At 67.7% G+C, this 18,061-nt stretch carries 15 protein-coding genes; 6 read left to right on the forward strand and 9 right to left on the reverse strand.

All coding sequences use genetic code 11. The features are described 5' to 3' along the window. Positions 1 to 249: 249 nt before the first annotated feature. The 3 genes from AC2YJX_RS09065 to AC2YJX_RS09075 are packed head-to-tail and all read right to left on the reverse strand — an operon-like array spanning position 250 to position 2,302. Entirely contained in the window at positions 250 to 1,314 is a 1,065-nt protein-coding gene (locus AC2YJX_RS09065) for a homocysteine S-methyltransferase family protein (RefSeq protein ID WP_436129557.1), read from the reverse strand. Positions 1,315 to 1,364: 50 nt separating this feature from the next. Continuing rightward, positions 1,365 to 1,835, reverse strand: a complete 471-nt coding sequence (locus AC2YJX_RS09070) for an N-acetyltransferase family protein (RefSeq protein WP_487255845.1) — start codon at positions 1,833 to 1,835, stop codon at positions 1,365 to 1,367. Then, the gene (locus AC2YJX_RS09075) at positions 1,829 to 2,302 is read right to left on the reverse strand and encodes a rhodanese-like domain-containing protein (protein WP_487255846.1); all 474 of its coding nucleotides are present in this window, start codon (positions 2,300 to 2,302) and stop codon (positions 1,829 to 1,831) included. Before AC2YJX_RS09075 ends, AC2YJX_RS09070 begins: the two co-directional genes overlap by 7 nt. 108 nt (positions 2,303 to 2,410) lie before the next feature. Here AC2YJX_RS09075 and pdxR point away from each other — a divergent pair, with 108 nt between their 5' ends. Then, positions 2,411 to 3,865, forward strand: coding sequence for a MocR-like pyridoxine biosynthesis transcription factor PdxR (gene pdxR / locus AC2YJX_RS09080; RefSeq protein ID WP_487255847.1), 1,455 nt, complete (start codon positions 2,411 to 2,413; stop codon positions 3,863 to 3,865). Between the two features lie 173 nt (positions 3,866 to 4,038). Continuing rightward, on the forward strand, positions 4,039 to 5,910 hold the full coding sequence (recQ, locus tag AC2YJX_RS09085; RefSeq protein ID WP_431153165.1) for a DNA helicase RecQ: 1,872 nt from the start codon (positions 4,039 to 4,041) through the stop codon (positions 5,908 to 5,910). A gap of 68 nt (positions 5,911 to 5,978) precedes the next feature. Here recQ and ipdC read toward each other — a convergent pair whose 3' ends face one another. From ipdC to AC2YJX_RS09115, 6 genes are all read right to left on the reverse strand, one after another. Next, the gene (gene ipdC, locus AC2YJX_RS09090; RefSeq protein ID WP_487255848.1) at positions 5,979 to 7,637 is read right to left on the reverse strand and encodes an indolepyruvate/phenylpyruvate decarboxylase; all 1,659 of its coding nucleotides are present in this window, start codon (positions 7,635 to 7,637) and stop codon (positions 5,979 to 5,981) included. 188 nt (positions 7,638 to 7,825) lie between these two features. After that, complete coding sequence (locus AC2YJX_RS09095; protein WP_299146776.1) at positions 7,826 to 8,473, reverse strand: anaerobic ribonucleoside-triphosphate reductase activating protein; 648 nt, start codon at positions 8,471 to 8,473, stop codon at positions 7,826 to 7,828. A gap of 34 nt (positions 8,474 to 8,507) precedes the next feature. After that, entirely contained in the window at positions 8,508 to 8,717 is a 210-nt protein-coding gene (gene nrdD / locus AC2YJX_RS09100) for an anaerobic ribonucleoside-triphosphate reductase (RefSeq protein WP_218301327.1), read from the reverse strand. Positions 8,718 to 8,815: 98 nt separating this feature from the next. Further along, positions 8,816 to 10,834, reverse strand: a complete 2,019-nt coding sequence (locus tag AC2YJX_RS09105) for a ribonucleoside triphosphate reductase (protein WP_487255849.1) — start codon at positions 10,832 to 10,834, stop codon at positions 8,816 to 8,818. A gap of 218 nt (positions 10,835 to 11,052) precedes the next feature. Beyond that, positions 11,053 to 11,481, reverse strand: a complete 429-nt coding sequence (locus AC2YJX_RS09110; protein ID WP_055402463.1) for a hemerythrin domain-containing protein — start codon at positions 11,479 to 11,481, stop codon at positions 11,053 to 11,055. Between the two features lie 71 nt (positions 11,482 to 11,552). After that, positions 11,553 to 13,835 (reverse strand): nitric-oxide reductase large subunit, encoded by a 2,283-nt coding sequence (locus tag AC2YJX_RS09115; protein ID WP_487255850.1) that lies wholly within the window; start codon positions 13,833 to 13,835, stop codon positions 11,553 to 11,555. Positions 13,836 to 14,073: 238 nt separating this feature from the next. Between AC2YJX_RS09115 and norR the strand changes: the two genes are divergently transcribed. From norR to queC, 4 genes are all read left to right on the forward strand, one after another. Beyond that, positions 14,074 to 15,639: a nitric oxide reductase transcriptional regulator NorR gene (gene norR, locus AC2YJX_RS09120; RefSeq protein ID WP_487255851.1), complete on the forward strand. Its 1,566-nt coding sequence runs from the start codon at positions 14,074 to 14,076 to the stop codon at positions 15,637 to 15,639. Between the two features lie 114 nt (positions 15,640 to 15,753). Then, positions 15,754 to 16,953 (forward strand): threonine ammonia-lyase, encoded by a 1,200-nt coding sequence (locus AC2YJX_RS09125; RefSeq protein WP_487255852.1) that lies wholly within the window; start codon positions 15,754 to 15,756, stop codon positions 16,951 to 16,953. 76 nt (positions 16,954 to 17,029) lie between these two features. Continuing rightward, complete coding sequence (locus AC2YJX_RS09130; protein ID WP_199727054.1) at positions 17,030 to 17,176, forward strand: hypothetical protein; 147 nt, start codon at positions 17,030 to 17,032, stop codon at positions 17,174 to 17,176. A gap of 88 nt (positions 17,177 to 17,264) precedes the next feature. After that, on the forward strand, positions 17,265 to 17,975 hold the full coding sequence (queC, locus tag AC2YJX_RS09135) for a 7-cyano-7-deazaguanine synthase QueC (protein ID WP_121507950.1): 711 nt from the start codon (positions 17,265 to 17,267) through the stop codon (positions 17,973 to 17,975). The last annotated feature ends 86 nt before the right edge of the window (positions 17,976 to 18,061 follow it).

The raw sequence follows: 18,061 nt of genomic DNA on the forward strand, positions 1-18,061 counted from the left end.
TTCAGAGCGGCAACAATTGCTATTAATTAGATAGCACCTGGCGCTTGACCATCAAGCGCCAGGTGCCAATTTTCCTACAAACCGTTCATTCAGCGCGAATCTCTCACCCTTGGGTGGGCGTTGCAAAACCCGCAGCGCGCGAAACCGGCGCGGCCCAGACCAAAGGCCGCCGCGCAAGGGCCGCCCCGCCGCGCTGGCGGCGTCCCCCTTGGGGGAAGGCGCCGCAGGCGACTCAGGGGGGCAGCTACTCTAGGCTTCTGCTGGGTAGAACATCTTGCGGGTGGGCACGTTCTCGACTGCCTTGGCGATGGCGCCGATGTGGTCCGGCGTGGTGCCACAGCAGCCGCCCAGAATGTTGACCAGCCCCTCGGCCGCGAACTCATGCACCAGGCGGCTGGTGATTTCAGGCGTTTCGTCAAAGCCGGTGTCGCTCATGGGGTTGGGCAGGCCGGCGTTGGGGTAGCAGCTGATGAAGGTGTCCTCGGCCACGCGGTTCAGCTCCTGGATGTAGGGGCGCATCAGCGTGGCACCCAAGGCGCAGTTCAGGCCTATGGCCAGCGGGCGGGAATGGCGCACGCTGTGCCAGAAGGCCGTGACCGTCTGGCCCGAGAGGATGCGGCCCGAGGCATCGGTGACGGTGCCGCTGATGATGAGCGGCAGGCGCTCGCCGCTGTTTTCAAAGAACTCGTCGATGGCGAACAGCGCGGCCTTGGCGTTGAGCGTGTCGAAGATCGTCTCGACCAGCAGCACGTCGGAGCCGCCCTCGACCAGCGCTTCCACCTGCTCGTAGTAAGCGGCGCGCAGCTGCTCGAAGTCCACATTGCGCGCGCCGGGGTCGTTCACGTCGGGGCTGATGCTGGCCGTCTTGGGCGTGGGGCCGAGGGCGCCTGCGACAAAGCGGGGCTTGTCGGGCGTGCTGTACTTGTCACAGGCGGCGCGGGCCAGCTGGGCAGATTTCAAATTCATCTCGCGCGCCAGGTGGGCCATCTTGTAGTCCTCCTGCGCGATGGTTGTCGCGCCGAAGGTGTTGGTCTCGATCAGGTCGGCGCCTGCAGCCAGGTAGCGCTCGTGGATGTCGCGGATCACATCGGGCCGGGTGATGCTGAGCAACTCGTTGTTGCCCTTCACGTCACGCGGGAAGTCCTTGAACCGGTCGCCCGCCCCATCCGGGCCGTTGTAGCCCTCGCCCCGGTACTGCGCCTCGCCCAGCTTGAAGCGCTGGATCATGGTGCCCATGGCGCCGTCGAGGATGACGATGCGTTGGGCGAGGATGTCGGGCAGTTGCGCGGCGCGCGTGTAGGCAAGCGTTTTCATCCCCCGATTGTAGAAAGCCCCCTGGGGCTGCCGGTGGCCCAGGGGCTTTCTCACCCACACACGAGCGTGTAGCGTTGCTTGGCAAGTCGCGTTGCCCCCAGGCGGTCATAGAAACGGATGGCGCCCTCGTTCCACACGGGCGTCTGCCACTGCATCGCCTCGCAGCCCAGCATTTGGGCGCGGTGCTGCACAGCGGCCATCATCTCTGCGCCCCGGCCGCAGCCACGCGCTTCAGGCTCCAGGTACAGGCAGTCCAGATGCAGGTAAGAGCGCGCGGCGAGAGTCGAATAGTCCAGCGTGGCGCTGGCATATCCCACTGCCTGCTCACCCCAATAGCCCAGCCAGGCGAACAACCGCCCCGCCTCCAGCCCCTGGGCCAGCCGGTGGGCATGGCCGTCGGCGCTGTACGGGATGCGCTCGTACGCCGCGTGGGCGGCGCACAGGTCGGCCAGCGCGGGCGCGTCAGCGGCGCCTGCGGCGCGCAGGGTCCAGCCGATGCGATGCGGCGGATGGCTCAGCATGCGCACTCGACGGCGGGGCCGGCCGACGGCATGGCGCCGCGCTCCGGGCCGGTGGCCACAGGCTGGCCGTCGCGGATCCAGAAGTCCAGCCCGCCCAGCATCTCCTTGACCGTGAAGCCCAGCCGCGCCAACTTGTACGCGCCCCGGGTCGAGCCGTTGCAGCCGATACCGTCGCAATACGTGACGTAGACCTTGCTGCGGTCAAGGTGCGCCGTGCTCTGCTCGTCCATGGTGCGGTGGGGAAAGCTGATGGCGCCCGGCACATGGCCCTGTTCGTAATGCGCCGTGGAGCGGGTGTCGACCACCACGATGGCGTCGATGCCGTTGCGCAGGTCTTCGGCCACGTCCCAGGCATCGGCGTGGTAGCTGAGCTTGGCGGCCATGAAGTCCCGCGACTGCTCGGGGCTGGGCGCGGGGAACGCCAGGACAGCGGAGGCGGGTGCGGAGACGGGGGCGGCGTGGGTCATGGAAAAGTCCTCTCGTGTGGCTGTGTGGTGTTGCGATGGGATGAAGTGTCCGACGATTTGGCCTGATTGATAATGCCAATCCTCCGTCACAAATAAGACCAATTACCGATGAAACCACGGCTGTTGCTCACGCTGCTGGAGGACGCCCACGGAGGCGGCCGCCGGGAGCGCCTGTGCGCGGCGCTGCGCGAGGCCGTGCGCACCGGCCAGGCCGTGCTGGGCGAACGCCTGCCCTCCACCCGCGATCTGGCGCGCGACCTGGATCTTTCACGGGTCACGGTGGAGGCGGCCTACGCCCAGCTGGAAACCGAGGGCTACCTGCACCGGCATGTCGGCCAGGGCAGCTTCGTGGCCATCGACATGCAGCGTGCCGGGGCGGCGCGGTCCACGGGCGCCGCCCCGCCCCGGTCCCGGGCGGGCCGGATGGCCCCAGCGGCGGCACTGCCCGCGCTGTCTCGGCGCGGGCAGCGCATGGTCGATACCGGCGGTTGCGCCGAGCCCGACCGCGCCCGCGCGTTCGTGGCGGGCAGCCCGGACCTTGGGGCCTTCCCGGTCGATCTGTGGCGCCAGCTGATGCAGCGCCGCCTGCGCCAGGACGCCGGGCCCCTGCTGTTCTACGGTGACCCCCAAGGCCTGCCCGCACTGCGCGAGGCCATCGCGCGCTACCTCGCGCAGTCGCGCGGCGTGCGTTGCCATGCGGGCCAGGTGCTGGTGCTGACCAGCTCGCAACAGGCCCTGCAGCTGCTGGCCGCGACGCTGCTGGACGAAGGCGATCCCGTCTGGATGGAGGACCCGGGCTACGCAGGCGCGCGCACCGCGTTCCACGCCAGCGGGGCCCAGGTGGTGGACATGCCGCTGGACGGCGAAGGCGCCCAGCTGGTGCCCACCCAGACGCCGCCACGCCTGATCTACCTCACGCCATCGCACCAGTTCCCCACCGGGCGCGCCATGTCCCTGCAGCGCCGCCTGGCCTTCATCGACCACGCACAGGCCACGGGGGCCTGGCTGATCGAGGACGACTACGACAGCGAATTCCTCTACGACCACCAGCCCACGCCCGCCTTGCAGGGCCTCGACGCGCACGGCCGCGTGCTCTACATCGGCACGTTCTCGAAGTCCTTGTTTCCTTCGGTGCGGCTGGCCTACATGGTGCTGCCCGAACCGCTGGTAAAGCCCCTGGTGACCGCCCGCACCATCTACGACGGCCACCCTTCGCAGCCCATGCAGGCGGTGGCGGCCGACTTCATGGACCAGGGCCACTTTGCGGCCCACCTGCGGCTGATGCGCCAGCTCTACCGCAGCCGGCGCGACGCCCTGCTGCAGGCGCTGCACACCCACCTGCCGTGGGCCGAGCCGCTGGACAGCCGGGGCGGGCTGCAGATGGCCGTGCGGCTGACCGAGGGCAGCGAGCAGCAGCAAACGCGCCGCGCGCTGGCGCGCGGCATTGCAACCCCCAGCCTCGGCGAGCTCTACCATGCAGCGCCTCCCATCGCGGGATGGCGGCTGGGCTTTGCCGCCATCCCGCCTGAGGTGATCGAAAGCGCTGTCCGCGCGCTGCGCTGACCCCCAACCAGCGGCGCAGGCCCGCAGCGCACAATACGGGCCTTGCATCGCACGGTTCGTAGCACGGGCCCGTACACAAATTTTTGGCTTTATTGGCGTCCAGCGCAGGTGGGTCCAGCGTGGGGCGCTCTCATTTTCAGAGTATTCGCTTGGTGTCTCGCCCGTCTTCCGTGTTGTCCCCTGCCCAGTCTGTCTTGCAGGATGTCTTCGGCTACGAACAGTTCCGCGGCCCGCAGCAAGCCATCGTCGAGCATGTGATTGGCGGCGGCGACGCGCTGGTGCTGATGCCCACGGGCGGAGGCAAGTCGCTGTGCTACCAGGTGCCGGCCATCGTGCGCCAGCAGCAGGGGCGCGGGGTGACCATCGTGATTTCGCCGCTGATCGCGCTGATGCACGACCAGGTGGGCGCGCTGCACGAGGCGGGGGTGGATGCGGCGTTCCTGAACTCGACGCTGAGCTACGACGAGACCCAGGACGTGGAGCTGCGCCTGCAGACCGGCGACCTCACGCTGCTGTATGCCGCGCCCGAGCGGCTGAACACGCCCCGTTTCCTGGGCCTGCTCGACAGCCTGTACAGCGGCGGCCACCTGAGCCTGTTCGCCATCGACGAAGCACACTGCGTCAGCCAGTGGGGCCACGATTTCCGCCCCGAATACCGCGCGCTCACGCTGCTGCACGAGCGTTACCCGCAAGTACCGCGCATTGCGCTCACCGCCACGGCCGATGCGCTCACGCGCGAGGACATCGTCGAGCGGCTGCAGCTGGAGGATGCGCGGCTGTTCATCAGCAGCTTTGACCGGCCCAACATCCGCTACCGCATCGAAGAGAAAAAGGACGCCACCACGCAGCTGCTGCGCTTCATCGAGCGTGAGCATGCGGGCGAGGCGGGCGTGGTGTATTGCCAGTCGCGCAAGCGCGTGGAAGAGTTGGCCGCCACGCTGAGCGACGCGGGCATCACTGCCCTGCCCTACCACGCGGGTCTGGACACGAAAGTGCGTCAGAAGAACCAGGATCGCTTCCTGCGCGAGGAAGGCATCGTGATGGTGGCCACCATCGCGTTCGGCATGGGCATCGACAAGCCTGATGTGCGTTTTGTGGCCCATGTGGACATGCCCAAGAACATCGAAGGCTACTACCAGGAAACGGGCCGCGCGGGCCGCGACGGACTGAACGCCGATGCCTGGATGGCGTATGGCCTGAACGACGTGGTCAACCAGCGCCGCATGATCGACGAAAGCCCGGCCGGCGAGGAGTTCAAGCAGGCGCTGCGCGGCAAGCTCGACGCGCTGCTGGCGCTGGCCGAGGCCACCGACTGCCGACGCGTGCGGCTGCTGGCGTACTTTGGAGAGCAGTCCACACCCTGCGGAAACTGCGACAACTGCCTGAACCCACCGGCGGTGTGGGACGCCACGGATGCGGCACGCAAGCTGCTCTCCACCATCTACCGCGTGAACCAGGCCAGCGGCATCAGCTTTGGCACGGGGCACATCATGGACATCCTGCGCGGCAAGAAGACCGAGAAGGTCGCGCAGTTCGGGCACGAAAAAATCTCCACCTTCGGCATCGGCGCGGACCTGACCGAGCCCCAGCTGCGCGGCGTGCTGCGCCAGCTGATCGCCACCGGCGCGTTAGGCCTGCAGAAGGTGATGCTGGACAGCGGCCACAGCTTTGACACGCTGTGCCTCACCGAGGGTTCGCGCGCGGTGCTCAAGGGCGAGGTGCCGGTGCAGTTGCGCGAGTCGGTGTCATCCGCACCGGCCAAACGCACGCGCACCCGCAAGGGCACGGGCAGCGCGCCGCCCGCCGCGGCCGCCAATCTTGGCCCCGATGCGCAGGTGCGCTTCATCAACCTCAAAGCCTGGCGGGCCGAGGTGGCGAAGGAGCACAACCTGCCTGCGTATGTGATCTTTCACGACGCCACTTTGGCCGCGATTGCCGAGCGCAACCCCGGCACGCTCGACGACCTGCAGGGCATCAGCGGGATGGGGGCGAAAAAGCTGGAGGCCTACGGGGCAGACGTGCTGCGCGTGGTGCGCGCGGGGTAGCCCCGCTGCCGCGCTTTGCTGCCCCGCGATGCGATGCGTGCGGGCCTACGTCAACAGATCCTTCGCGCTCAGGCGGCCGACGCTGCCCGCGCCCGCAGCGCCCGGATGCCTTCCGAAAACCGCCGCAGCGTGGGCGTGCTGTCGCCCGGTGGCACCATCAGCTCGATGAGCTGAAAGCGACCGCGCTCGGCAAACGCGGCATCGAGTGCCGCCTTGAACTGCGCCCGCGTGTGCACCCGGTGGCCGCGCCCGCCCAGCGCATCGGCGGCCTGGGCCAGGTGCCAGTCGCCCAGGGCGGCGCAGCGCGATTCGGTCTGGAAGGCGCGGATCATTTCCCAGGTCTGGTTGTTGAGCACGATGGCGATGGGGTCCAGCCCCAGGCGCGGGCAGTTGCCCAGCTCCCAGCCCGTCATTTGAAAGGCGCCGTCGCCCACCAGGATCAGGCTGCGCTGGCCCGTGGCCACCTGCGCACCGATGCCGGCCGGCACGCCGAAGCCCATGGACGCGTAGTAGCCCGGCGCCACCAGCGGGGTGGGCAGCAGCTCCATCGCAGCAAACAGGCAGTCGCCAATGTCCGCGACGATGTTCATGGGGCCGTGCGCGCGGATGCGGTCGTTGAGCGCGCGGGAGAGGTCGGCCGCACACACGGGCGCATCGTCGGCCACCAGGCCTTCGGGGCAAGTGGGCGGGGACGGCAGGGCGCGCGGCGGCTTGGCGCCTGCGGCCGGGGCGCGGGCCAGCAACGCTTCCACCAGCGCGGCCAGCGGGATGTTCGGGTACAGGTGGTGGCCCACGCGCGCCTCGCGGTTCGCGGCGATGAGCGCGCGGCGGAAGTCCATGCGCTGGGCGCTCACGCCAAAGTTGCTGTCCGACAGGATGGCGCCCAGCATCACGGGCAGATCGGAGTCGTCGAGCAGCGCACTGGTCTCGGGCGCGCCCGCCACGCCCAGGTAGGTGCCGTGCAGCTGTACGCCGGAGTGCACGCCCTCCTCCGCCAGCAGGCCCCGGCCCATGAAGGTGGTGAGCACGGGCAGTTGCAGACGGCGCGCCAGCTCGGCCACGCGGGCTTCCAGGCCAAAGCGGCGCACCTCCACGTCCACCACCAGCACGGGGCGCTGGGCTGCCTGGATGCGGGCCATCCATTCGTCGGCGCACTCGGCCACGGCGGCTTCATTGAAGGGGCTGGGCGGCAGCAGGGGCACCTCGGCCATGGGGTGCAGCGTCATGTCGCGCGGCACCTCGATGAGCACGGGCTGCGAGTACTCGCGGCAGCTGCGCAGGACGCGGGCCAGCTCGGCGGGCGCGGTGGCGGGGTCGGACAGGCGCACCTGGTCGCAGGTGATCTCGCGGAAGATGCGCCATTGCGAATCGACATGGCGCACCTGGTGGTGCAGCACCAGGCCCGAGTGCGCCTCGACCTCGCCGGGGCAGCCGGCCAGCACCACCAGCGGCGAGCGCTCGGCATAGGCCCCCGCCACCGCGTTGACCACGTTGAGCGCGCCCGCGCCGTAGGTGACGGCCACCACGCCCAGGCCGCAGTGCATGCGCGCGGCGGCATCGGCGGCAAAGCCCAGCGAGGGCTCGTGGCTGAGCGTGACCAGGGGCAGGATGCCGCTCTCCTCGATCTGCTTGAACAGGGGGAGGATGAAGTCACCGGGGATGCCGAAGATCTCGCGCGCGCCATGGGTTTTGAGCGCGTGCAGCAGCTGGAGGCCGAGGGGGGTCATGGACGTGTTCCTTGCAGGTGGTGCCGTTGTGCGGCGGTGGCGGATGATCCACGCGGCGCATCCGAGGCGGCTCTGACGCGCATCAAACCCAGCGGCTCCTAGCGCAAGTTCGCAGGTTCCTTCTGTTTTCGACTTAGAAGCGCAACAAATCTGCGCGACGTGCCGGACAAACCCGGAGCCCCGCCCGCTCAGGCCCGGCGCAGCGTGAAGGAGGGGAACCACGCGGCCAATTGCTGCTGGTGCGCCGTGGTCAGCGCCCAGGCCGGTGCGCCAGGTGCGCGGCATTCCTGCAGCGCCCAGCGGCGCACGCCGCGCGCGGCCAAGGCCTGGGCCAAGTCCAGCAACTCATCCACACCAAACAGGCCCGCGTGCCAGGTGGTGCGGCATTCGTGGTCGGTGCCATAGGCCAGAAGCACCTCCAGCCCGGCCCAGGCGCGCGCACCGCTGCCGGGCGTGGCGGTGATGGCGTTGTAGCGCTGCGGCAGGGCCTTGATGTCCAGACCCACCCAGTCCAGCTGCGGCAGCAGTGCCGCGAGCCGCTCGGGGTACATGCCGCCGGTGTGCAGCGCGCGCTGCAGGCCCAGGCTGCGCACTGCGATCAATGCCTCGCCCAGGCCCGCCTGCAGCGTGGGCTCGCCGCCCGAGAAAACCACGCCGTCCAGCAGGCCACGTCGGCTTTCCAAAAAGGCCAGCGCCTGCGCCCAGGGCAGCGCCCCCGCAGCAGTGGCGTCCAGCAGTTCGGGGTTGTGGCAATAGCCGCAGCGCCAGGGGCAGCCCTGGCAATACAAAACGGCTGCGAGGCGGCCGGGGAAATCGATGGTGGTGAGCGGTGTCATGCCGCCCAGCCGCAGCGCCGGGGCTGGCGGCGCCTCAGCAGGCGTTGCTTCCACCACGCGTCTGCTCTGAAAAGAAACGGCGCTCGGCGTGCTCGCCCTGCTTGCCCGTGTTGAAGCTGGCCACGGGGCGGTGGTAGCCCATCACGCGGGTCCAGACCTCGCAGGGCTGGCGCTCGTCGTCGGTGAGCTGCACGGCGGCGGCGCTGGAGATGGCGGTGTGTTCGGTGGCGGAGAAATGGCTCATGTCGGATTCCTTTCGGAGGTGGTTGAATTGGTTTGCTTCTGTTTTGATAGCTGCTTGCGCTTGACCATCCAGCGCCAGGGCCACTTTTCGCTCGAAATCTAGGCGACCAGACGCCGCCGCTTGGCGTCCAGCCGCTCTTCGTCGCAGCGCGGGCAGAACGGGTGTTCGCCCGCCAGGTAGCCGTGCGTGGGGCAGATGGAGAACGTGGGCGTGACGGTGATGTAGGGCAGGCGGAAGTTCGTCAGCGCGCGCCGCACCAGCTCGCGGCAGGCCGCGCCGCTGGAAACGCGCTCGCCCATGTACAGATGCAGCACGGTGCCGCCGGTGTATTTGCCCTGCAGTGCCTCCTGCCCCATCAGCGCCTCGAACGGGTCGTCGGTGAAGCCCACGGGCAGTTGCGACGAGTTGGTGTAATAGGGCTGCTCGGATGTGCCCGCCTGCAGGATGGCGGGCCAGCGCTTCTTGTCTTCCTTGGCGAAGCGGTAGGTGGTGCCTTCGGCGGGCGTGGCCTCCAGGTTGTAGAGGTGGCCGGTTTCTTCCTGGAAGGCGGTCATGCGCTCGCGCACGTGGTCGAGCAGGCGCACGGCAAACGCATGGCCCCATTCGCTGGTGATGTCGTGCTGGTCTGCCGTGAAGTTGCGCACCATCTCGTTGATGCCGTTCACGCCCAGCGTGGAAAAGTGGTTGCGCAAAGTGCCGAGATACCGCTTGGTGTAGGGAAACAGGCCCTGGTCCATCAGCCGCTGGATGAGCTTGCGTTTGGTCTCCAGGCTTTGTTTGCCCAGCTCCAGGAGGCGGTCCAGCGCGGCAAACAGACCGGCTTCATCGCCCGCATGCAAGTACCCCAGCCGCGCGCAGTTGATGGTGACCACGCCCAGGCTGCCCGTCTGCTCGGCGCTGCCAAAGAGGCCATTGCCGCGCTTGAGCAGCTCGCGCAAATCCAGCTGCAGGCGGCAGCACATGGAGCGCACCATGTTCGGCTCCAGTTCGGAGTTGATGAAGTTCTGGAAGTACGGCAGGCCGTACCTGGCCGTCATCTCGAACAGCAGCTGCGCGTTCTCGCTCTCCCAGGGGAAATCCTTGGTGATGTTGTACGTGGGGATGGGGAAGGTGAAGACCCGGCCCTTGGCGTCACCAGTCGTCATCACGTCGATGTAGGCGCGGTTGATGAGATCCATCTCGGCCTGCAGGTCGCCGTACGCAAAGGGCATCTCCTGCCCGGCGATCACGGGCACCTGCTCGCGCAGGTCCTCGGGGCAGGTCCAGTCGAAGGTGAGGTTGGTGAACGGCGTCTGCGTGCCCCAGCGCGAGGGCACGTTGAGGTTGTAGACCAGCTCCTGGATGCACTGGCGCACAGCGGCGTAATCCATGGCATCGATGCGCACGAAAGGCGCCATGTAGGTGTCGAACGACGAGAACGCCTGCGCGCCCGCCCACTCGTTCTGCAGCGTGCCCAGAAAATTCACGATCTGCCCCACGGCCGAACTCATGTGCTTGGGCGGCCCCGCCTCCACCTTGCCCGGCACGCCGTTGAGCCCCTCGTGCAGCAGCGTGCGCAGCGACCAGCCCGCGCAGTAGCCGCTGAGCATGTCGAGGTCGTGGATGTGGAGGTCGCCGCTCCTGTGCGCCTCGCCGATCTCGGGCGTGTAGACGTGCGACAGCCAGTAGTTGGCCGTGACTTTGCCCGCCACGTTCAGGATCAGCCCGCCCAGCGAGTAGCCCTGGTTGGCGTTGGCGTTCACGCGCCAGTCGGCGCGCGTGAGGTATTCGTTGATGGAGCTTTCCACATCGACCAGCGTCTGCCGGTCGGCCCGCAGCGTGGCGTGCTGTTCGCGGTAGACGATGTAGGCGCGTGCGGTGGCCAGGTGGTTGGCGGCGATCAGCGCCTGCTCGGCCACGTCCTGGATCTGCTCGATGGTGGGGGCCTCGCCCTGGAAGCGGTGGATGAGCACCTTGGTGACCTGGGCGGTGAGCAATGCCGCTTCGTCGGCGCCGTATTCACCCGAGGCCTGCCCGGCGCTGGCCAGCGCGGCGCGGATGCGTTCGGCATCAAACGGAACGCGCTGGCCGCTGCGCAAAACGACTTCGCGGGGCAAGGTGGCAAGGGTGGACGCCATGGGTTCGACCAATCTGTGGAACGGGTTAAAAACACTACATATGGTGTCCACGATACCCATCAAACACTATAGGTAGTTTGATTCAACACAATCGAGGCGGTAAGCAGGGGTAAAAAAACGCCGGCACAGAGGCCGGCGGAAAGGAAGGTGCCGTCAGGCCCTACCGATGGATCAGAGGTGCATGCGCAGGCACGCAGTGGGGTGCAGGAGGATGCTGCTCAATGGCAGGCGGTGGCTTCTTCCTCCTCGATGCGCGGATAGAAGTCATGGTCCTCGCGCTGCATGCGCTCGAACACACGGCGCAGCACCACGTTGGCCTCGTTGCGAAAGCCCTGGGCATCGCGGCGCACGCCCTCGGCGGTGTTCCAGCGGCGCGCAAACGCATCGTAGGCGCTGGCGATCGATGCCATCTCGCTTTGGTACTGGCGGCCCAGGCGCGCCAGTTCGGCGTTGCCGCCGCGCTGCAGTGCAGGGTACAGCACCTGGTCTTCCACGGCCAGGTGCAGCTTGATGGTGCCGCTCATCGCCACGATGCCCTGCGCGATGGCGCTGGCATTGGCCTCTACGCCCGCCTGGGCCAGGGCGCGCAAGGTGGCGATGCTGCGCAGGATGTCGGTGTGCTGGTGTTTGAATTTGTCGAGGTTCATGGTCAGTCCTTGTGGGCAAACGGTGTGTGAGCGCGGTGGCCGCTTGTGGCAGCCGCCGCGCACAGTGCATTTCAGCGACGGGCCTGTGCCAGGTAGGGGCCCGTTTGCGCCGGTGCGCGCGAGCCGAACAGCCCGCTCACCACCTGCCAGGCCATGGCCAGCGCGCCGACGATGAAGACCACGTCGCCAAAGGTGCGCACCCAGCGCAGGGTCTGCATGAAGGGCTGCTGCATGAAGGCTTCGCCCCGGGCGTACCACAGGCCTTCGCTCACGCTGGCGTGGAACTGGAACAGTCCGATGGGCAGCAGGCTGGTGGCAATCATCAGCACCAGGCCCGCGTTGAGCCACCAGAAGCCCGTCTTCATGAGCCGCTCGCTGAACACCAATTGCGGGCGGATGTAGCGCAGCACCAGCAGCGTGAAGCCCAGGGCCAGGAAGCCATACACCCCGAACAGCGCAGCGTGGGCATGCACCGGCGTGGTGTTGAGGCCCTGCAGGTAATACAGCGCAATCGGCGGGTTGATCATGAAGCCGAAGACGCCCGCGCCCAGCATGTTCCAGAAGGCCACGGCCACGAAGCACATGAGGGGCCACTTGAGGTTGGCCATCCACTTCGCGCGGTGCTGCAGGCGCCAGTGTTCCCAGGCCTCGTGGCCCAGCACCACCAGGGGCACTACTTCCAGCGCGCTGAACGATGCGCCCACCGCCATCACCGGCGTGGTGGTGCCCGCAAAGTACAGGTGGTGGAAGGTGCCGGGCACGCCGCCCAGCATGAACAGCGAGGCCGAGGCCAGGCTGGCGGCCGTGGCCATGCGTGGCGACACGAGGCCGAGCGTCGAGAAGATGAAGGCCAGCGCCGTGGTGGCGAACACTTCAAAGAAGCCCTCGACCCACAGGTGCACCACCCACCAGCGCCAGTACTCCATCACCGACAGGTGGGTACGCTCGCCGTAGAAGAAGCCCGCGCCGTAGAACAGGCCGATGGCCACCACCGACGCCGTCAGCAGCGCCAGCAGGTTCTTGTCGCCGCCGGGGGTGCGCAGCGCCGGAACGATGCCGCGCAGCATGAGCACCAGCCAGAAGGCGATGCCGGTGAACTTGCCGATCTGCCATAGGCGGCCCAGGTCCACGTATTCATAGCCCTGGTGGCCCAGCCAGAAGTTCCATTCGGGCGGCATGATCTGTGCGATGGCCAGGTAGTTGCCGACGAACGAGCCCACCACCACCACGACCAGTGCCCAGAACAGGATGTCCACACCGAGCTTCTGCCAGGCCGGGTCCTTGCCACCGTTGATCAGCGGCGCGAGGAACAGGCCGGCAGCCAGGAAGCCCGTGGCGATCCAGAACAGCGCGCTCTGGATGTGCCAGGTGCGCACCAGCGAATAGGGGAACCACTGCGACACGTTGATGCCGTAGAACTGCTGGCCTTCCACCGTGTAGTGGGCCGTGAAGCCGCCCAGCAGCACCTGGAAGCTGAACAGCACCACGATGAGGAACAGGTATTTGCCCAGCCCGCGCTGCGAGGGCGTGAGCGGCACGCGCGAGAGCGGGTCGTGCTGGGGTGGCGTGGGTTCCACCTCGTCGTGCTTGCGCAGGAAGGACCAGCCCCACACGAGGAAGCCCACGCCCGCCATCATCACGACCACGCTCATCACCGACCAGACCATGTTCTCGGCCGTGGGCTTGTTGCCGATCAGCGGCTCGTGGGGCCAGTTGTTGGTGTAGGTGGCCGTGGTCCCTGGGCGCTCGGTGGCGGCGGCCCAGGCCGTCCAGAAGAAGAAACCCGTCATCTGCGCGCGCCGCTCGGCGCTGGGCAGGGTGTTCTCCTTCATGGCGAAGTGCTCGCGGGTCTTGTGCAGCGCGGGCACGTCGCTGAAAAGCTGGTCGTAGTACAGCGCGGTCATCGCGATCGCGTCGGCCCGCACCGAGGACACCGTAGCCACACCCGTCTCGGGGCTGTAGGTGTTGGTGCGGTACTCGGTCTTCATGCGGTCGCGCAGCACGGCCTGGGCGGCGGCGTCGATGTCCGCAAAAGGCTTGCCGTGCGCGCGCTCAGCGGCCACGTCAAGCCAGTTGAGCAGCTCGCGGTGCAGCCAGTCGGCTGTCCAGTCGGGCGCTTGGTAGGCGCCGTGGCCCCAGATGGAACCCAGCTGCATGCCGCCCACCGACTGCCAGGCGGTCTGTCCGTCGAGGATGCTGTCGTGGGTGAAAAGCACTTCGCCCCCTGCCGTGGCGATCTTCGCGGGGATGGGCGGCGCGGTGCGGTAGACCTCGGCGCCGTAGTAGCCCAGCAGGCTGAAGGTGACGATGAGCACGCCGATCAGCGTGAACCAGAGCTTGCGGTAGCTACCCATGGCGGGCCTCCTGCTTCAACAGAACAACAACGAAGGGGCGGCGCCCGCGTGCGCTGGCGGCGTGGGGTCGGGGTCTTGTGGTCATGGCTTTTTGGAACGAGTGAATCGGTGTCCCTGTCCACATCGCAAGCGCCGGGCCAGGGCTGCAGGCCTATCAAATCAACCACTTACACCGGTCATGGTTTTTTTGACCCTTCTCAAATGGGGTTTAATTCACCCATTGAAGGTAAATATCACCATGGACCATAGCCCCCTGCTGGCCGACCTGGCCACCGACCTGCCCCAGGCTGTGCGCCTGCAGCGGCTGGCCGACCACCTGCGCACCCGCTTTCACTGCGGCGCCGTGGCCCTGCTGCAGCTGGAAGAAGACCACCTGCGCCCCGTGGCCGTGGAGGGTCTGGTGCGCGAGGCGCTGGGCCGGCGCTTTGTGGTCAGCCAGCACCCCCGGCTCGCGGCCATCCTGGCGCGGCGCGAGGTGACCTGCTTCGACCACGACAGCACCCTGCCCGACCCCTACGACGGCCTGCTCGACACCCTGGTGGGCGAGCCCCTGCCCGTTCACGACTGCATGGGCGTGAGCCTGTGGGTGGACGGCAAGGCCTGGGGCGTGCTGACGCTCGACGCGCTGCAAACCGGCACCTTCGGCGAGGCCGCACGCGCCGCGCTGGCCGACTGCAAGGTGCTGGTGGAGGCGGCCGTGCGCATCTCGCGGCTGGAGCGCGAGGTGCAGGCGCTGCGCAGCGCCCCACACACCCGCAGCGCCGACGACGAGCGCACCACCCGCGCGGGCGATGGCGACATGGAGATCGTCGGCCAGAGCGAGCCCCTGCTGCGCCTGCTGCACGAGCTCACGGTGGTGGCGGGCTCGGACCTGCCCGTGTTGTTGCTGGGCGAAACTGGTGTGGGCAAGGAGCTGTTTGCACGCCTGCTGCACCGCCAGTCCACGCGCGCTACCCGCCCGCTGGTGCACGTGAACTGCGCGGCGCTGCCGGAGTCGCTGGCCGAGAGCGAGCTGTTTGGCCATGTGCGCGGCGCGTTCTCGGGCGCGGTGGCCGACCGGCCGGGGCGCTTCGAGGCGGCCGAGGGCGGCACGCTGTTCCTCGACGAGGTGGGCGAGCTGCCATTGGCCGTGCAGGCCAAGCTGCTGCGCACGCTGCAGAACGGCGAGATCCAGCGCCTGGGCGCCGACCGACCGCGCCGCGTGGACGTGCGCGTGATCGCCGCCACCAACCGCAACCTGCGCGAGCAGGTGCGCGATGGCGCGTTCCGCGCCGACCTGTACCACCGGCTGTCGGTGTACCCCGTGCCCATCCCGCCGCTGCGCGAACGGGGCAACGATGTGCTGCTGCTGGCAGGCCGCTTTCTGGAACTGAACCGTGCCCGCCTGGGCCTGCGCAGCCTGCGGCTGTCTGCCAGCGCGCAGGACGCACTGCGCCGCTACCCCTGGCCCGGCAACATCCGCGAGCTGGAGCATGTGGTCAGCCGCGCCGCCCTCAAGGCCCTGAGCCGGGGCGTGAGTCGCGCCGACATCGTGACGCTGGAGCCCGCGCTGCTCGACCTGGACGCCGACGCCGCCAGCGTGGCCCACGCCCCCCTGGATGCCGATGCCCCCGCTGTGGCCACCATGCCGCCCACCCCCACCACCGCCGAAGGCCCGCTGCGCGAAGCCGTGGATGCCTGCCAGCGGCTCGCCATCACGCAGGCCCTGGCCCGCCACCAGGGCAACTGGGCGCAGGCCGCGCGTACGCTGGAGGTGGACGCCAGCAACCTGCACAAGCTGGCGCGCAGGCTGGGGATCAAGTAAGCAGCTTCAAAAACCATAGCTACTAGCGATTTCCAGATAAGCGCCAGAGGCTGATTTGATGCCAAATCACACCTCAACGGACCCCTGCGAACGCCGCTGCGCCACAATCGGCCCATGCTGACCCTTCAAGACATCCGTGATGCCGCCACCCGCCTACAAGGCCACGTGCTGGACACTCCGTGCGTTGAATCCAAAACGCTTTCGCAAATCGTGGGCGCGCAGGTGTTTCTCAAGTTCGAGAACCTGCAATTCACCGCCTCGTTCAAGGAACGCGGTGCCTGCAACCGGCTCACGCTGCTGACGGACGCTGAGCGCGCACGCGGCGTGGTGGCCATGAGCGCGGGCAACCATGCGCAGGGCGTGGCCTACCACGCGCAGCGACTGGGCCTGCGCGCCGTGATCGTGATGCCGCGTTTTACCCCCGGCGTGAAAGTGGAGCGCACGCGCGGTTTTGGCGCCGAGGTGGTGCTGCATGGCGACACGCTGGAAGAAGCCCGCGCCCACGCCTACGCGCTGGCCGATGCGCAGGGCTTGACCTTTGTGCACCCGTATGACGATGAAGGCGTGGCCGCCGGCCAGGGCACGCTGGGCCTGGAGATGCTGCAGGCCGTACCCGACCTGGACACGCTGGTGATCGCCGTGGGCGGCGGCGGGCTGATCTCGGGCGTGGCCACGGCGGGCAAGGCACTCAAGCCAGGCATCGAGGTCATCGGCGTGCAGACCATGCGCTTCCCGGCCATGGTGAATGCCGTCAAAGGAACAAGCCATCCACAGGGCACATCCACCATCGCCGAGGGCATTGCCGTGGGCACGCCGGGCAAGATCACGCAGGAGATCGTCAAGCGCCTGGTGGACGATCTGGTGCTGGTGGATGAGGGCGACATCGAGCAGGCAGTGCTGATGCTGCTGGAGATCGAAAAGACCCTGGTCGAGGGCGCTGGTGCTGCGGGCCTGGCTGCGCTGGTGCGCTACCCCGAGCGCTTCAAGGGCAAGCGCGTAGGCCTGGTGCTGTGCGGTGGCAACATCGACCCGCTGCTGCTGGCGGCGATCATCGAACGCGGCATGGTGCGCTCGGGGCGCCTGGCGCGCATCAAGGTCAGCGCGCGCGATGTGCCCGGCGTGCTGGCGCGCATCACCGCCACCGTGGCCGACGCAGGCGCCAACATCGAGGAGGTGCACCACCAGCGCGCCTTCACCATGCTGGCCGCGCAGAACGTGGAGATCGAACTGGTGCTGCAAACCCGGGGCAAGACCCATGTGGATGAGGTGCTGGGGCAGTTGCGTACGGCGGGCATGCAGGCCGATCTGATCTGAGCGACAGCAGGGTTTTGCGCCCCGAAGGGACAGTCGCAGCTAGAATTGCGCAAGTTTTAAGCATCTGGAGCCCACCATGTCCGACCACAACACCTCGCACGCCCCCGCAACACCATCGAACGACCCCGTGGAAAACGTGGTTCACCTGGTCCCCGTGGTGCTGCCTGTGGTGGGTGGCATCATGATGTTCCTGCTGGCCTTTATTGCCGTGACGATGGCCTGAACGCTTCTGCGGCCGTCACCCAAAGCCCCGCAGCGCGGGGCTTTTTTTCGTCCCGCCCCCCCTTATCCCGTCTGACCTGGAGAACCCCATGAGACCCGGACACGCACTCGTTTTATTTTCCGGCGGTCAGGACTCCACGACCTGCTTGGCCTGGGCGCTGGAAAACTTTGCCCACGTGGAAACCATCGGCTTTGACTACGGCCAGCGCCACCACATCGAGCTGCAGGCACGCCAGACGGTGCTGTCCTCGCTGCGTGCACAGTTCCCGCACTGGGCGGCCAAGCTGGGGGAAGACCACATGCTCGACCTGGCGGTGCTGGGCCACATCAGTGACACGGCGCTGACCAGCGACACCGAAATCCAGATGACCGCCGCAGGCCTACCCAACACCTTTGTGCCGGGGCGCAACCTGCTGTTCTTCCAGCTGGCGGCTGCCGTGGGCTACCGCCGGGGCCTGCACACCCTGGTGGGCGGCATGTGCGAGACCGATTTTTCGGGCTACCCCGACTGCCGTGACGACACGCTCAAGGCCCTTCAGGTGGCCGTGTCCCTGGGCATGGGCCAGCGTTTCACCTTCGACACCCCGCTGATGTGGCTGGACAAGGCCGAGACCTGGGAACTGGCCCGGTCCCTGGGCGGACAAGCGCTGGTCGATCTGATCGTGAACGACTCGCACACCTGCTACCACGGTGTGCGCGACACGCTGCATGCCTGGGGATACGGCTGTGGCACGTGCCCGGCCTGCGCGCTGCGCAGGAGTGGCTACGAACGGTGGAAGGGCGGTTCGGCCAGCGTTTGAGGCGAGGGAGCGGACACAGCCATGCATAACCTCATGTTTTTTTTGCATGGTTTTGACCCCTGTCTGACAGACAAAAGGGCGGCAGG

The organism is Acidovorax sp. SRI_002 (assembly GCF_057586455.1).

Excerpts from the sequence above, each read along its gene's own strand:
- AC2YJX_RS09125 (WP_487255852.1), top strand. The coding sequence starts at position 15,754 with ATGCTGACCCTTCAAGACATCCGTGATGCCGCCACCCGCCTACAAGGC.
- ipdC (WP_487255848.1), bottom strand. The coding sequence starts at position 7,637 with ATGACCCCCCTCGGCCTCCAGCTGCTGCACGCGCTCAAAACCCATGGC.
- nrdD (WP_218301327.1), bottom strand. The coding sequence starts at position 8,717 with ATGAGCCATTTCTCCGCCACCGAACACACCGCCATCTCCAGCGCCGCC.
- norR (WP_487255851.1), top strand. The coding sequence starts at position 14,074 with ATGGACCATAGCCCCCTGCTGGCCGACCTGGCCACCGACCTGCCCCAG.
- AC2YJX_RS09130 (WP_199727054.1), top strand. The coding sequence starts at position 17,030 with ATGTCCGACCACAACACCTCGCACGCCCCCGCAACACCATCGAACGAC.
- AC2YJX_RS09075 (WP_487255846.1), bottom strand. The coding sequence starts at position 2,302 with ATGACCCACGCCGCCCCCGTCTCCGCACCCGCCTCCGCTGTCCTGGCG.
- AC2YJX_RS09110 (WP_055402463.1), bottom strand. The coding sequence starts at position 11,481 with ATGAACCTCGACAAATTCAAACACCAGCACACCGACATCCTGCGCAGC.
- AC2YJX_RS09115 (WP_487255850.1), bottom strand. The coding sequence starts at position 13,835 with ATGGGTAGCTACCGCAAGCTCTGGTTCACGCTGATCGGCGTGCTCATC.
- AC2YJX_RS09095 (WP_299146776.1), bottom strand. The coding sequence starts at position 8,473 with ATGACACCGCTCACCACCATCGATTTCCCCGGCCGCCTCGCAGCCGTT.
- pdxR (WP_487255847.1), top strand. The coding sequence starts at position 2,411 with ATGAAACCACGGCTGTTGCTCACGCTGCTGGAGGACGCCCACGGAGGC.
- AC2YJX_RS09105 (WP_487255849.1), bottom strand. The coding sequence starts at position 10,834 with ATGGCGTCCACCCTTGCCACCTTGCCCCGCGAAGTCGTTTTGCGCAGC.
- AC2YJX_RS09065 (WP_436129557.1), bottom strand. The coding sequence starts at position 1,314 with ATGAAAACGCTTGCCTACACGCGCGCCGCGCAACTGCCCGACATCCTC.
- queC (WP_121507950.1), top strand. The coding sequence starts at position 17,265 with ATGAGACCCGGACACGCACTCGTTTTATTTTCCGGCGGTCAGGACTCC.
- AC2YJX_RS09070 (WP_487255845.1), bottom strand. The coding sequence starts at position 1,835 with ATGCTGAGCCATCCGCCGCATCGCATCGGCTGGACCCTGCGCGCCGCA.